Source organism: Lysobacter enzymogenes, assembly GCF_017168095.1.
Lineage (GTDB): Bacteria > Pseudomonadota > Gammaproteobacteria > Xanthomonadales > Xanthomonadaceae > Lysobacter > Lysobacter enzymogenes_D.
This window is the reverse complement of record NZ_LXSD01000082.1, coordinates 1-12,798: the sequence shown is the minus strand read 5'-3', so window position 1 is coordinate 12,798 and position 12,798 is coordinate 1. Positions and strand designations below refer to the sequence as shown.

Below are 12,798 nucleotides of genomic sequence, written 5' to 3'. Positions count from 1 at the left end.
GCACCTGCTGCGGGGCCGGCGCGGGGCCGGCCGTGCCGTCGGCGGGCGCCGGGGCCGGCAGCGGCGCGTAGAACGGCTGCTCGCTGGTCGGCGGCGTGCCGTCGGCGCGGTAGAAACCGTCGCTGCGGCCGCGGTTGCTTTGCCACACCCAGGCGAACAGCGCCAGCCCGATCGCGAAAGCGCCCACGACCCACAGCCAGGCCTTGCCCGACGGAACCCAGGCGGCGAGGTCGAAGGAACGGCGCGGTGCGGGGGAGGGCGTCGACATAGGGCGGCAGGCTCGCAGATCCGATCCGGGGGATGGCGTGCATTCTGCAACGAAATGCCGCGCCGCGCCGGCCGGCGCCGCGCGCGCGGACGCGGCGATTCGCGAAAAAGCCCGCGCGACGCGATAATCTGCGGTTCTTCCCGCCACGCATCCCCATACCGGCACGCCATGCTCGATCCGAACCTGCTGCGCCAGCAGCCCGCCGAAGTCGCCGCCCGCCTCCACAACACCCGTGGTTACGCCCTGGACGCGAACGCGCTGGTCTCGCTGGAGAGCGAGCGCAAGCTGGTGCAGGTGCGTACCCAGGAGCTGCAGGCCCAGCGCAACAAGCTGTCGGCCGAGATCGGCAAGCGCAAGAGCAAGGGCGAGGACACCGCCGAGCTGATGGCGCAGGTGTCGGCCTCCGGCGACGAGCAAAAGCGCGGCGAGGTCCGCCTGGACCAGATCAAGGCCGAGATCGAGGCGCTGGCGCTGAGCATCCCCAACCTGCCCAACGACGCGGTGCCGCTGGGCCCGGACGAAAGCGGCAACGTCGAGCAGCACCGCTGGGGCAACCCGCGCGAGTTCGATTTCGCGGTCAAGGACCACGTCGAGCTCGGCGCCCGTCACGGCTGGCTGGACGCGGAAACCGCGGCCAAGCTGTCCGGCGCGCGCTTCACCGTGCTGCGCGGCGGCCTGGCCCGGCTGCACCGCGCGCTGGCCCAGTTCATGCTGGACCTGCACGTGGAGCAGCACGAGTACCAGGAAACCAACGTGCCGCTGCTGGTCAACGCCGACTCGATGCGCGGCACCGGCCAGTTGCCCAAGTTCGAGGACGACCTGTTCGCGACCGTGGTCGGCGAGGGCGAGGCGGCGAGCAAGCGCTATCTCATCCCGACCTCGGAAGTGCCGCTGACCAATGTGGTGCGCGACGAGATCGTCGAGGCCGACGCGCTGCCGCTGCGCATGACCGCGCACTCGATGTGTTTCCGCGCCGAGGCCGGCAGCGCCGGCCGCGACACCCGCGGCATGATCCGCCAGCACCAGTTCGAGAAGGTCGAGCTGGTGACCATCGCCCGTCCGGAAGAAAGCTACGCCGAGCACGAGCGCATGACCCGCTGCGCCGAGGTGGTGCTGGAAACGCTCGGCCTGCCGTACCGGCGCATGCTGCTGTGCACCGGCGACATGGGCTTCGCCGCGGCCAAGACCTACGACCTGGAAGTGTGGCTGCCGAGCGAGAACCGCTACCGCGAGATCTCCTCGTGCTCCAACTGCGAGGCGTTCCAGGCCCGGCGCATGCAGGCGCGCTGGCGCAACCCGGCCACCGGCAAGCCCGAGCCGGTGCACACCCTCAACGGTTCCGGCGTGGCCATCGGCCGGGCGATGATCGCGGTGATGGAGAACTACCAGAACGCCGACGGTTCGATCGCCGTGCCCGAGGCGCTGCGTCGCTACATGGGCGGGGCCGAGGTGCTGGCCTGAGCAGGCCCGGCCCCGGCGCGCCGTCTTGCGGACGAGCCGGGCGCGGCGGAGCCTGACGGAGCGGGTGCGCGGCGGCCGCCCGCGCCGCGGACAACCACGCAGGGTCGTCGCATGGAATCGTTCTTCTTCGTTTTCGTCGTCGCCGCCAAAATCCTGCTCGCCCTGGCGCTGTGGTCGGCGGTGCAGTACGCCGCGCTCGGCCGGGCCAATCGCCGACGCGCCGAGCCGCTGGCGAACGCGCGCCTGTTCGGGCGCGCGCTGCTGGGCGTCGGCGCCGGCGTGTCGATCGGCATCGCATCGCTCGCGCTGCTCTGGGGCGCGATCGCCGCGGCCGGCGGCGAACTCGACGATGCGGCCTTTTTCCTGATCGTGCTGTCGTTGCCGGCGGCTTTCGCTGCGGCGACGCTGTGCGGGTTTTGGCTGAGCCGGCGTTGGGTGCTGCGGGCGCAGCCCGGGGCCGCGCCGACGCCAGCGCCGGCCGAATAAAAAAGCCGGGCCCGTCGGGGCCCGGCCAATGCCGGCGTGGGGGAGGGAGCGCCGGAAGACTGCTTCGAAGCTGCCGGCCGGGCCGGTGCGCTGCGGATTCGAGCGGCCGGGCCCAGGCGGCTGAGCTCAGACGAGCGGGCCCAGGCGGGTGGGCTCAGGCCGCCAGGCGCTGCGGCCGCGGAATCGAGGCATGCGCCGCCGCGAGCGCGTCGGCACGGTGCTGGGGCGAATACGACACACCCTCGGCGCGCACGAATTCCACATCGGTCACGCCGATGAAGCCCAGCACGTGACGCAGATAAGTCTCCTGGAAATCGCTCGGCTGGCCGGTGTGCAGGCCGCCGCGGCCGCTGACGACGATCGCCTTCTTGCCCTTGGCCAGGCCTTCCGGGCCGTCGGCGGTGTAGCGGAAGGTCTTGCCGGCGACCGCCACCCGGTCGATCCACGCTTTCAGCGTCGAAGGAATGCCGAAGTTGTACATCGGCGCGCCAATCACGATCACATCGGCTTGCAGGAATTGTTGCAGGATGCGCTCGGATCGCTCGCTTTCGGCCGGATCGTCCTTTGCCAGGGAACGGCCGGTAAGATGGGGGATCGGGTCGGCGTCCAGGTCGAGGTGCTCCACGCGCAGGCCCGGCAGATCGTCCTGCCAGCGCGCCGTCACCGCGGCGCTGAGTTCGCGAGTCACGGAATTTGCGCCCAAGGCGCTTGAATCGATGTGCAGGAGCTTCATGTCGGAACCTCGCCGGGTCGTCGGGATGCGGGCGTTGCCGCGTTGAGGCAAAGTCTGGATCGTTGCGACAATGGGATAAAGTTGGTTCAATATCACTCGCTGTTCTAATTTTGGAACTATCGTCATGCACGATCTGAATGACCTGTACTACTTCGCGATGGTCGTGGACCACGCCGGCTTCGCCGCCGCCGAGCGCGCGCTGGGAATCCCCAAGTCGCGCCTGAGCCGGCGCATCAGCCAGCTGGAAACCGACCTGGGCGTGCGTTTGCTGCAGCGTTCCACCCGCCGCTTCGCGGTCACCGAAGTCGGCAACAGCGTGTACCGCCACGCCCAGTCGATGCTGGCCGAGGCCCAGGCCGCGCGCGAAGTGGTCGACCGCCTCAGCGCCGAGCCGCGCGGGGTGATCCGGGTCAGCGTGCCGGTCGGCCTGGCCCAGCAGCAGATTCCCAAGCTGCTGCCCGAATTCCTGGCCAAGTACCCGCAGGTGCGGGTGCAGTTGCACGTCAGCAACCGCCGCGTCGACATCATCAACGAGGGCGTGGACGTGGCCCTGCGCGTGCGCTCCAAGCTCGACGACGACGGCAGCCTGGTGATGCGCAGCTTCGGCCAGATCCAGGAGCTGCTGGTGGCCAGCCCGAAGTACCTCAACCGCATGGGACGCCCGGGCAATCCGGACGAACTGTCCGAGCACGTCACCCTGAGCATCAGCGAAGACGACGCGCGCCAGCGCTGGGAACTGCACGGCCCCGACGGCGAAGTGCGCAAGGTCGAGCTCAAGCCGCGGGTGATGGGCTTCGATTTCCCGATGCTGATGGCGCTGGCCGAGCAGGGCGTGGGCATCACCCTGCTGCCGGAAACCGTCTGCGCCGAAGCCGTGCGCCGCGGCGAACTGGAAGTGGTGCTGCCGAACTGGCGCCTGCCGCAGGGCATCTTCCACGCCGTGTTCGCCTCGCGCCGCGGCCTGTTGCCGGCGGTGCGGGTGTTCATCGACTTTCTCGCCGAAAAGGCGCCGTCGCTGGTCGAATCCGCGCGCCTGCAGTGCAGCGACATCAAGGGCGGCGGCCCGTGCCCCGACAGCATCTCCGGGCGCGACGGCAAGGGCGCGAAGAAGGCCGACAAGGGCGCTGGCGTACCGGCCCAGGCGTGAGACAATGCCGCGCCCGGCGCAAGGCCGGGCGCGTCGCCGCTAAGGGCAGTCCGAATTAAAGGCAACCCTGATAGCGCCCAGTAGCAAATCGGAAGTTGAACGTGGAAGCGTGGCCGAGCGGTTGAAGGCACCGGTCTTGAAAACCGGCAAAGGGAAACCTTTCGTGGGTTCGAATCCCACCGCTTCCGCCAAGTTTCGTTCGCCTAACGATGCAGGCCGGACGCTTGAGTGGTTCCAGAGCGTTAGCTCGTATGGCATGCATTGCAACAGTAATAGCAGCCATTGATCCTGTTGTTAGGCCAGCGGTTTTTCGCCTCCCGAACGGCGGCGTGGCAATTCAAGTGATAGCCCAAGTCTATCTGGCTGGCCAAAGCAGGCATGTGGGAGCAGCCTGTAGTTGCATTGTGGACTTCATGATCACCATTGGTCTGGGCATTTTGATTGATGATGAATCTGGACATCTTCATTTCCCCTGTTTCTGTTGATGCCGGTTCGATCGGCAGTTACCAGACAGCTGCAGGATTGACGCGGCCATCCGATTCAGAATGTGTGGGCTTAGAGGTCGAGCGAAATCAGGCAGGGATTTGCGAAAATTTTCTTGATTTAACAAGCATTGTTGCTTGTCTATTGCCCGCTTGTTGGCAGCTTGAACGCTGAGAACGGTCATATCCGGCCACGGTTTCGGCTGTCAATGAAGTGGGTCGCTGCTCGTTCGTGATCGAAAGGCGATTCTGTCTTCCATGTACCCGTATAGGTTGCGTGTTTGAAACATTCGGCATTTCGTTATCGCAACATACGGCCTGAAATGAGTGTGCACAGCTAGTCGTTTGAACCGGAGGCGTAGTGGTGCATTGCGTTCGGGTTGGATGCTCGGCGCCGAGTTCGTGAGCACAGGCGATTGCTAAATATTTCGACAGCACAGCAGTATCTTTTCGGTTGCAATTGCAGCTAACGCGATCGAATGGACTGTACAGAATGACGGTAACCACTACTCACCCCATCGCCGTCTTCGGCGCCTACGGCCACACCGCCCGCTTCGTCGTCGCGCGCCTGCGCGAGCGCGGCTGGCGGCCGCGGCTGTGCGGGCGCGATCCCGTCAGGCTGACGCAGGCGGCGGCCGCGTGGCCGGACAGCGAAACGCGCGTGGCCCGGGCCGACGATCCGGCCTCGCTCGATGCCGCCCTGGCCGGCTGCGCCGCGGTGCTCAACTGCGCCGGTCCGTTTTCCGACACCGCCGCGCCGTTGATCGAAGCGGCCTTGCGCGCGCGCATTGCCTACCTCGACACCGCCGCCGAGCAGCAGCCGGTGTTGGCGGCGTTCGAACGCTACGACGCGGCGGCGCGCGCGGCCGAAATCGCGGTGATTCCGGCGATGGCGTTTTACGGCGGGCTCGGCGATCTGCTCGCGACCGCGGCGATGGGGGACTGGGATCGCGCCGATGCGGTCGAGGTCGCGGTAGCGCTGGACGGTTGGCATCCGACCGCGGGCACGCGCATCACCGGCGCGCGCAACACGGCCAAGCGGCTGGTGATCGAGCGCGGCGCATTGGCCGAACTGCCGAGCCCGCCGCCGCAGCGCGACTGGGCGTTCCCGCCGCCGTTCGGCGCGCAGCCGGTCGCCGCCGTGCCGATGAGCGAAATCGCGCTGTGGTCGCGCCATCTGAACATCGCCAGCGCGATGGCCTATCTGGACCAAGGCTCGTTGCGCGACGTGCGCGACCTGCACACGCCGGCGCCGGTCGCCGCGGACGCCAGCGGCCGCTCGGCACAGGTGTTCGCGATCGAGGCTTCGGTGCGGCGCGGCGCGCAGGTGCGGCGACTGGGCGCGCACGGCCGCGACATCTATGCGGTGACCGCGCCGCTGCTGGTCGAGGCGATGGAGCGGGTGCTCGACGGCCGTTGCCGCGGCGTCGGCGTGCGCGCCGCGGGCGATGCGTTCGATGCGGCGGACTTTCTCGCTGCGCTGGCGCCGGAGCCGTTGCGCTTGTATCTGGGCGAGGAGTAAAGCGCGCCTCAGTCCCGCCCCTGCGCCGGCAACCACAGCGACGCGCGCAACCCGCCGCCGTCGCGCTGCGACAGGCTCAAGCGCCCGCCCAGCGACGACGCCAGCTGCTGAGCGATGGCCAGGCCCAGCCCGGTGCCGCCGGTGTCGCGGTTGCGCGAGGCTTCCAGGCGGTAGAACGGCTGCATCACCGCCTCGAGTTCCTCGGCCGGAATGCCGGGGCCGCGGTCGAGCACGTCGATGCGGAAGCCGCCGTCGTCGCAGCGGGCGACTTCGACCTCGGCGGCGCCGGCGTACTTCACCGCGTTGTCGATCAGATTGCTTGCCACCCGCCGCAGCGCGTGCGCGCGCGCGACCAGCGGCGCGCCGGCGCGGCCGGACAGGGTCACCGCCTTGCCGGTGTCCTGGTAATCGCAGACCACGCTGTCGAGGAAGGCGTCGAGGTCGAGCCGGATCGCCGGTTCCGCGGTGCCGTGGGCGCTGCGGGCGTAGTCCACGCCTTCGCGCACCAGGTGCTGGATCTGCTCCAGATCGTCGAGCAGGCGCGCGCGTTCGGGCGATTCGTCCATCGCCTCGGTGCGCAGGCGCATGCGCGTGATCGGGGTCTGCAGGTCGTGCGAGATCGAGGCGAGGATCTGCAGGCGCTCGCGCAGGTAAGCGGCGATGCGGTCCTGCATGGCGTTGAACGCGGCCGCGGCCTGAGCGACCTCGGTCGGCCCGGTTTCGCCCAGGCGCTTGCCGCCGCTGGCCGGGCTCAGCGCCTGCGCGGCCTGCGCCAATTGCTCCAGCGGCCGCGTCGCCAGCCGCACCGCCAGCCACGCGCACAGCACCAGCAGCGCCAGCTGCGCGGCCAGCACATACGGCAGCCATTGCGCGATCGGCATGGTCGAGGGCATCACCTCGATGGTCAGCGGCCGGCCGTCGCTGAGGGTGAGGTGGATCTGGAAGCGCTCCGGGCGCCGCTCGACGGTTTCGGTGCGGATCGGGTAGCGCGAACCCAGCACGTCGCCGACCATCCGGGAAATATCCTGCGCGCGCTCGCTGAGCTGCGGCGTCCCGGGTTCGCCGGGGCCGAGGAGGTAGCGATAGGTGCGGCGCTTGAACTGCGGCAGCCACTGCGCGCGTTCGTCCGCGGGCAGGCGGTCGAGCATCGCCACCGCGGTGCGCACGTCCAGCTCGAGGTTGCCGAGCATCATCGAGGTCGCGGTGACGTAGCGCTCGTAGAACAGCAGCGAGAACGACAGCGTGTGCGCCAGCGCCAGGCCGGCGAACAGGATCAGGTACAGCCGCGAGGCCATGCTGCGCGGCAGCCAGCCGCGCGCGCGCCGCGGCGCGGCGTCGCCGGGACCGGCGCCGGCGGCGCTCATGCGCCTTCGCCGACCAGGGTGACCGCCTGCGAGAACACATAGCCCTCGCTGCGCACGGTCTTGATGTAGGACTGGTCGCGCGCGTCGTCCTGCAGGCGCTGGCGCAGGCGGCTGACCAGCAGGTCGATGGAGCGGTCGAAGTGCTCGGCGTCGCGGCCCTGGGTGAGGTTGAGCAACTGGTCGCGGCTGAGCACGCGCTGGGGATGGTCGAGGAACACCCGCAGCAGGCGGAACTCGCCGCCGCTGAGCGCGATCGCGGTGCCTTCGGCATCGAGCAGGTGGCGCGCGGTGGTGTCCAGGCGCCAACGGCCGAACGCGATCAGGCGCGCGGCTTCGCTGACCCGCAGGTTCGGCGGCAGCATGCGCGTGCGCCGGATCACCGCGTTGATGCGCGCCAGCAGTTCGCGCGGCGAAAACGGTTTGGCCAGATAGTCGTCGGCGCCCATCTCCAGGCCGACGATGCGGTCGGTGGCGTCGTCGCGCGCGGTCAGCATCAGCACCGGGATCGCCTTGTGCGGGCCGGCGCGCAGGTTGCGGCACAGCACCAGGCCGTCGTCGCCGGGCAGCATCAGGTCGAGCACGATCAGGTCGATGTCCTGCGCCTCCAGCGCCGCGCGCATCTCACGGCCGTCGGCGGCGGTGCTGGCGCGCAGGCCGTTCTTGCGCAAGTAGTCGGCGACCATCTCGCGGATGTCGCGGTCGTCGTCGACGATGAGGATGTGGTCGCTGGGTTTCATGGCCGGTCCGATGGAGCGTTGCGGGCGATTATGCACTCGGGTGGGGCGGAACGATGGCGGACGACGATGCCCTGCAGGACGAGGGCGCAGTCGGGGAATGCGGCATCCCCCCATTTCCCGTCATTCCGGCGAAAGCCGGAACCCATTTTGATCTTGCGTTGGATATCCACGACACGCGTAACGTGGGCGCAAAGTCGAAATGGATTCCGGCTTTCGCCGGAATGACGGGGTTTTGGAGCTTTTGGGGCTTTTGGGCTTTTGGGGCTTTGGGGGCGCCGAGGCAGCTCAGCGCTGCGCCAGCAACTCGCGGATCATCGCCTCGGTCTGCTCGTAATCGCCCTCGCCGTAATGCCGGTAGACGATGCGGCCGTCGCGGTCGATCAGGTACAGCGCCGGCCAGAAGCGGTTGCCGTAGGCGTTCCAGGTGGCGTAGTCGTTGTCCTGGGCGACCGGGTACTCGATCCCCAGGCGCTTGACCGCGGCCTGGACGTTGCCGCTGAGATGCTCGTAATCGTATTCGGGCGTGTGCACGCCGACCACGGCCAGGCCTTGCCCGGCGTAGCGCCGATGCCACTGGTTGACGTGCGGCTGCACGTGCAGGCAGTTGATGCAGGCGTAGGTCCAGAACTCGACCAGCACCACCTTGCCGCGCAGCTGGCTCATGCGCAGCGGCGGGCTGTTGATCCAGCGGTGGATGTCCTGGAAATCCGGGGCCGGCGGCGCCGGCTGGCGCGCGCTCGGCTGCACCGGTTCGGCCTGCGCGCCGGGCGTGCAGGCCACCGCGCCCAGGCACAGGCTCAGCGCCAGCAGCAGCGGTTTGATCGCGATGGGGGTCTTGGGCATGGCGGGGCTCCTGGGACGGGACGGATCAGGACAGGTGAGGCGCGACCGCTGCGGCGGCCGACGCGCGCCGGCGGCGTTTCTGGCTCAGCGCGAGCTTGCCGACCAGCCGCACCGCGACCGCCGCGATCAGCAGCGCGAACGGCAAGGCGTAGGCCGGATTCATCGGGATGCGCTTGAAGTAGGACAGCGCGAACACCGCGGCCAGCACCCACATGCCGGCGGTATGCAGGCGCTTCCAGGCGCCCGCGCTCATGCGCCGCGCGACCGGCTTGAACGAAGTGACCGTCATCGCCAGCAGGAACAGGTAGCCGATGCTGCCCGGCACATTGGCCAGGCCGGTGCGGCCGGGCCAGAACTCCGGCGCGAGCCGGCCGTAGGCGTAGATCGCGATGGCGTGGACCAGATGCGAGAACGCGAAGCCCAGGCCGATGTAGCGGCGCTCGCGCAGCAACGCGGCACTGGTCGCGCCCGGCAGCAACGTGGCCAGGGCGGAAGCGGTGAAGGCCAGCAGGAACAGGGCGAAGGAACTGCGCGCGGTGGCGCGCACGGCGCTGTGCACGCCTTCGACCAGATCGGTTTGCGAGGCGATGCTCAGGCCGGTCATCGCCAGCACGGCGACGGCGATCAGGCTCCACAGCGGCCAGCCGCTGAAGTAAGGACGGGGCGGGGTCATGGATGGCTCCTGGCGGCGCGGGTTGGGGAGAGGTCGAAATCGTCGGCAGCGACGCCGAGCACGACGCCTTGCGCGCGCCACGATTCGAGCGCGGCGCGGCCGTCGGCGAACAGGGCCTCGGCGGGCGCGCCGGCTTCGGCGGCGAGCGCGCGCAGGTGGTCGGCGCCGCTGCGCCGCTGCGTGCGCAGCGAATCGAGCAGGCGATACGACAGCGGCGCCAGTTGCGCGAAGCGCACCTCGCCGTCGCGGTCGCGGTGCACCAGCAGCAGGGTCGGTGCTTCCGGCGCGCTGCCTGGCTGGAGTTCGGGGCCGATCTCGTGCACCGGCCAGCGATAGGCCAGCGGCCACGCCCACGGCGCCAGCAGCGGCGCGCCTTCGAGCAGGTCGCCGTCGGCGCGGTGCGCGGGCGCGGCGTCGTCGCAGGACAGCAGCGCGGCCTCGGCCCACTCGTAATGCGCCAGCTCGGCCAGCCACGGCGCGCCGGGCACCGAGCTGCCGCCGCTGTGCAGGAACTCGACGAACTCGCCGCCGACCTGCGGGAACAGTGGCGTGGCGCAGCGGTGCGCGGCGAAGAAGCGTCGCACCAGGTCGCGCCAGGCGTCTTCGCCCAGCGTCGCGCGCAGCACCGGGAAACCGCCGGCGAGCAGGCCGTCGATCGAGCCGATCAACAGTTCGCGATAAATCCGCAGGCGGCGCTCCTCGATGCCCGGCGGCGGCGCGTGGCGCTGCGGATCGCGCAGATGCCGGGTCAAGGCGAATTGCTGGCGGCGCAGTCGCTCAGACATGGGCGGCCTGCGCACGTTCGGGCGCGCGTTCGGCGGCGGCTTGCAGCGCGCGGATGCGTTCGACCTCGGCCAGCAGCTCGCTCAAGGGCGGAAAACCGAAGTCGCGTTCCAGCAAGGTCGGCCGCACGCCGAAGCGAGCGTAAGCCTCGGCCAGCAGCTGCCATGCTTCGTCGCGCACCGGCGCGCCGTGGGTGTCGATCTTGAGCCCGCTGGCATCGTCGTAATGGCCGGCGATATGCAGCGAGGCGATGCGCGCGGCCGGCAGCCGCGCCAGGAAGGCGCGCGCGTCGTAGCCGTGGTTGTGGGCGTTGACCTGCAGGTTGTTGACGTCCAGCAGCAGGTCGCAATCGGCTTCGGCCAGCACCGCGAGGATGAAATCGATCTCGGCCAGCGCCTGGTGCGGCGCCGCGTAGTAGGACACGTTCTCCACTGCGATGCGCCGGCCCAATGCGTCCTGGGCCTGGCGGATGCGCGCGGCGACGTGGCCCACGGCTTCGTCGGTGAACGGGATCGGCAGCAGGTCGTAGAGATGGCCGTCGTCGCTGCAATAGCTCAGGTGCTCGCTGTACAGCGCGACGTTGTGGCGATCGAGGAAATCGCGGGTGCGGCGCAGCAGGTCGAAGTCCAGCGGCGCACTGCCGCCCAGCGACAGCGACAGGCCGTGGCAGGTCAGCGCAAAGCGCGCGGCCAGTTGCGCCAGCGCCGCGCCGGCGCGGCCGCCGACGCCGATCCAGTTGTCGGGCGCGCATTCGAGGAAATCGACGGCGCCGTCGTCCATCGCCGCGAGCTGCGGCTGCAGCGCGCGGCGCAGGCCGAGGCCGGCGCGGATCGGGGCGGGGGTTGCGGTCATGGGAACTCTCGCGTGCGTGGCCGGGGTGGGCAGGAAGCCCCTTCCCGTGGGGGAGGGAAGGGGCGATGGATCAGTCGGTGCGCAGCGGCCGATCGCGGCTCAGCGCTTGCCGCCGCACTTGCCCTCGCCGCACTTGCCTTCGCCGACCGACTTGCCGGCGGCCTTGCGCGCGGCCTTCACCGACTCCAGCGCTTCGGGCAGCGAGATGGAGCCGTCGCGGTTCTTGTCGATCGTGTCGAACTCGGCGGCGCGATCCGGCGCGCGGGCGACGAACTCTTCGCGCGAGACCTTGCCGTCGTGGTTGGCGTCGGTCTTGGCGAAGCTCTCTTCGCCGCACTTGCCCTCGCCGCATTTGCCTTCGGCGGCCTTGGCGGCGTGGCCGGCGGAGACGAGATAGCCCTGGGCCAGCGGCTGCGAAGCGAAGGCCTGGCCGGTCAGCAGCAGGCCGCCGCCGAGGGCGACGCCGAGCAGGCCGAGGGTGCGGGCGGCAGTGTTGCGGCGAGCGTGGGTGGTGTGCGACATGGTGGTTCTCCAGAAGGTGCGGACGAGCCGCGGGAAAGCGCGCCGCGACGGCGGCGCGGAAACGAACGGGGACGCAACAGGGAGGGACGCGGCCGAGCGCGTCGCAGCGCGTCGGCCTCAGCCGCGAACCGCGGCGGCGTTGCGCGGCGGCATCGCGCTGCGCCACTGCGCGGTCAGCGCCAGCGCCGCGGCCAAAGCGATCAAGGCGGCGCCGAACCAAGGCAGCAACAGCGCGGTCGGCAGGCCGAAGCCGAGCGCGATCAAGGCCCAGGTGCGGCGGTCGGCGGCGGCGTCGACCGCGGCGCCGCCGCGCGAGCCGAACGAACGCGCGATCAGGTGATCCAGGCTCAGCCGCCCGCCGCCGCCGAGCGCGAGCGGCAACAGCATCGCCAGATAGATCAGCGGCAGCTTGTAGTTGCCGTGGCCCTGGTCGCTGATCGCATAGCCCTGCCACAGTTCGGACAGGCTCGACCATTGGTCCGGCCAGTGCACCGCGTGGATCGCGACCACGGTCAGCACCCACAGCGCGAACGCGGCGTAACGCGTGCCCAGGCCGATCAGCAGGGCGAGTCCGCCGATCAGCTCCAGCCAGGTCGCGGCGAACCACGAGGCGTCGGCGCCGAGCAGCGAGAACGGCCAGGGGAACTTGTCGCCGAGCTCGGCGAACCAGTTCTCGCCGTTGAACTTCTCCAGGCCCGATTCGACGAATTCCCAGGCCAGCAGCGCGCGCAGCGCGGCCGGCGCGATCCAGGCGCCGGCCGAGTCGACGCGCGAGAACAACTGGGTGGAGATGGCGGGAGAAACGCTGGAAGGCCGCATGATTCGCTCCTGGAAATGGCGCCCGGTGGGTGTGGCGCTATTTCGCAGCGGCGGGGTATCGGCAACGTGTCGGAGCGGCGGCGTTTTTGTCGCTTAATGTCGCGGT

General features: G+C 69.6%; 14 protein-coding genes, 1 tRNA gene and 1 pseudogene. 6 read left to right on the top strand and 10 right to left on the bottom strand.

What is annotated here, in order from left to right; genetic code table 11:
- A pseudogene (locus A7A76_RS02435) lies at positions 1-268 on the bottom strand (hypothetical protein); the annotation flags it as partial.
- 168 nt (positions 269-436) lie between these two features.
- Here A7A76_RS02435 and serS point away from each other — a divergent pair.
- Positions 437-1,729 carry a serine--tRNA ligase gene (serS, locus tag A7A76_RS02430; protein ID WP_206409701.1) on the top strand — a complete coding sequence of 431 codons (1,293 nt, stop codon included), beginning with the start codon at positions 437-439 and terminating at the stop codon, positions 1,727-1,729.
- Between the two features lie 111 nt (positions 1,730-1,840).
- Positions 1,841-2,215, top strand: coding sequence for a hypothetical protein (locus A7A76_RS02425; RefSeq protein ID WP_206409700.1), 375 nt, complete (start codon positions 1,841-1,843; stop codon positions 2,213-2,215).
- Between the two features lie 154 nt (positions 2,216-2,369).
- Here the strand turns inward: A7A76_RS02425 and A7A76_RS02420 are convergent, their stop codons facing one another.
- Entirely contained in the window at positions 2,370-2,948 is a 579-nt protein-coding gene (locus tag A7A76_RS02420) for an FMN-dependent NADH-azoreductase (RefSeq protein ID WP_206409702.1), read from the bottom strand.
- A gap of 124 nt (positions 2,949-3,072) precedes the next feature.
- Between A7A76_RS02420 and A7A76_RS02415 the strand changes: the two genes are divergently transcribed.
- The 4 genes from A7A76_RS02415 (at position 3,073) to A7A76_RS02400 (ending at position 6,099) form a co-directional block, all read left to right on the top strand.
- Positions 3,073-4,095 carry a LysR family transcriptional regulator gene (locus A7A76_RS02415; RefSeq protein ID WP_206409699.1) on the top strand — a complete coding sequence of 341 codons (1,023 nt, stop codon included), beginning with the start codon at positions 3,073-3,075 and terminating at the stop codon, positions 4,093-4,095.
- A 103-nt stretch (positions 4,096-4,198) separates the two neighbouring features.
- Positions 4,199-4,286: transfer RNA gene (locus A7A76_RS02410), tRNA-Ser, on the top strand.
- A gap of 256 nt (positions 4,287-4,542) precedes the next feature.
- A complete protein-coding gene (locus A7A76_RS02405) occupies positions 4,543-4,752 on the top strand; it encodes a hypothetical protein (protein WP_206409698.1) in 210 nt (69 codons plus the stop codon).
- A 318-nt stretch (positions 4,753-5,070) separates the two neighbouring features.
- Complete coding sequence (locus A7A76_RS02400) at positions 5,071-6,099, top strand: saccharopine dehydrogenase family protein (protein WP_206409697.1); 1,029 nt, start codon at positions 5,071-5,073, stop codon at positions 6,097-6,099.
- Positions 6,100-6,107: 8 nt separating this feature from the next.
- On the opposite strand, the gene A7A76_RS02395 is transcribed toward A7A76_RS02400, so the two are convergent.
- The 8 genes from A7A76_RS02395 to A7A76_RS02360 form a co-directional block, all read right to left on the bottom strand.
- On the bottom strand, positions 6,108-7,463 hold the full coding sequence (locus A7A76_RS02395; protein WP_206409696.1) for a sensor histidine kinase: 1,356 nt from the start codon (positions 7,461-7,463) through the stop codon (positions 6,108-6,110).
- On the bottom strand, positions 7,460-8,200 hold the full coding sequence (locus tag A7A76_RS02390; protein WP_206409695.1) for a response regulator: 741 nt from the start codon (positions 8,198-8,200) through the stop codon (positions 7,460-7,462). The genes A7A76_RS02395 and A7A76_RS02390 overlap by 4 nt, the downstream gene beginning before the upstream one ends.
- 285 nt (positions 8,201-8,485) lie before the next feature.
- A complete protein-coding gene (locus A7A76_RS02385; protein WP_206409694.1) occupies positions 8,486-9,043 on the bottom strand; it encodes a thioredoxin family protein in 558 nt (185 codons plus the stop codon).
- A gap of 25 nt (positions 9,044-9,068) precedes the next feature.
- Positions 9,069-9,716, bottom strand: a complete 648-nt coding sequence (locus tag A7A76_RS02380; RefSeq protein ID WP_206409693.1) for a ferric reductase-like transmembrane domain-containing protein — start codon at positions 9,714-9,716, stop codon at positions 9,069-9,071.
- Positions 9,713-10,501 carry an HvfC family RiPP maturation protein gene (locus A7A76_RS02375; RefSeq protein WP_206409692.1) on the bottom strand — a complete coding sequence of 263 codons (789 nt, stop codon included), beginning with the start codon at positions 10,499-10,501 and terminating at the stop codon, positions 9,713-9,715. Before A7A76_RS02375 ends, A7A76_RS02380 begins: the two co-directional genes overlap by 4 nt.
- Positions 10,494-11,351 (bottom strand): HvfB family MNIO-type RiPP peptide maturase, encoded by an 858-nt coding sequence (locus A7A76_RS02370; protein ID WP_206409691.1) that lies wholly within the window; start codon positions 11,349-11,351, stop codon positions 10,494-10,496. Before A7A76_RS02370 ends, A7A76_RS02375 begins: the two co-directional genes overlap by 8 nt.
- 99 nt (positions 11,352-11,450) lie before the next feature.
- A complete protein-coding gene (locus A7A76_RS02365) occupies positions 11,451-11,873 on the bottom strand; it encodes an EF-hand domain-containing protein (protein ID WP_206409690.1) in 423 nt (140 codons plus the stop codon).
- 117 nt (positions 11,874-11,990) lie between these two features.
- Positions 11,991-12,692, bottom strand: a complete 702-nt coding sequence (locus tag A7A76_RS02360; protein WP_206409689.1) for an HvfX family Cu-binding RiPP maturation protein — start codon at positions 12,690-12,692, stop codon at positions 11,991-11,993.
- Between the last annotated feature and the right edge of the window lie 106 nt (positions 12,693-12,798).

Bases quoted from the DNA above. Each gene is read 5' to 3' on its own strand.
- serS (WP_206409701.1), top strand. From the start codon at position 437: ATGCTCGATCCGAACCTGCTGCGCCAGCAGCCCGCCGAAGTCGCCGCC.
- A7A76_RS02425 (WP_206409700.1), top strand. From the start codon at position 1,841: ATGGAATCGTTCTTCTTCGTTTTCGTCGTCGCCGCCAAAATCCTGCTC.
- A7A76_RS02420 (WP_206409702.1), bottom strand. From the start codon at position 2,948: ATGAAGCTCCTGCACATCGATTCAAGCGCCTTGGGCGCAAATTCCGTG.
- A7A76_RS02415 (WP_206409699.1), top strand. From the start codon at position 3,073: ATGCACGATCTGAATGACCTGTACTACTTCGCGATGGTCGTGGACCAC.
- A7A76_RS02405 (WP_206409698.1), top strand. From the start codon at position 4,543: ATGAATCTGGACATCTTCATTTCCCCTGTTTCTGTTGATGCCGGTTCG.
- A7A76_RS02400 (WP_206409697.1), top strand. From the start codon at position 5,071: ATGACGGTAACCACTACTCACCCCATCGCCGTCTTCGGCGCCTACGGC.
- A7A76_RS02395 (WP_206409696.1), bottom strand. From the start codon at position 7,463: ATGAGCGCCGCCGGCGCCGGTCCCGGCGACGCCGCGCCGCGGCGCGCG.
- A7A76_RS02390 (WP_206409695.1), bottom strand. From the start codon at position 8,200: ATGAAACCCAGCGACCACATCCTCATCGTCGACGACGACCGCGACATC.
- A7A76_RS02385 (WP_206409694.1), bottom strand. From the start codon at position 9,043: ATGCCCAAGACCCCCATCGCGATCAAACCGCTGCTGCTGGCGCTGAGC.
- A7A76_RS02380 (WP_206409693.1), bottom strand. From the start codon at position 9,716: ATGACCCCGCCCCGTCCTTACTTCAGCGGCTGGCCGCTGTGGAGCCTG.
- A7A76_RS02375 (WP_206409692.1), bottom strand. From the start codon at position 10,501: ATGTCTGAGCGACTGCGCCGCCAGCAATTCGCCTTGACCCGGCATCTG.
- A7A76_RS02370 (WP_206409691.1), bottom strand. From the start codon at position 11,351: ATGACCGCAACCCCCGCCCCGATCCGCGCCGGCCTCGGCCTGCGCCGC.
- A7A76_RS02365 (WP_206409690.1), bottom strand. From the start codon at position 11,873: ATGTCGCACACCACCCACGCTCGCCGCAACACTGCCGCCCGCACCCTC.
- A7A76_RS02360 (WP_206409689.1), bottom strand. From the start codon at position 12,692: ATGCGGCCTTCCAGCGTTTCTCCCGCCATCTCCACCCAGTTGTTCTCG.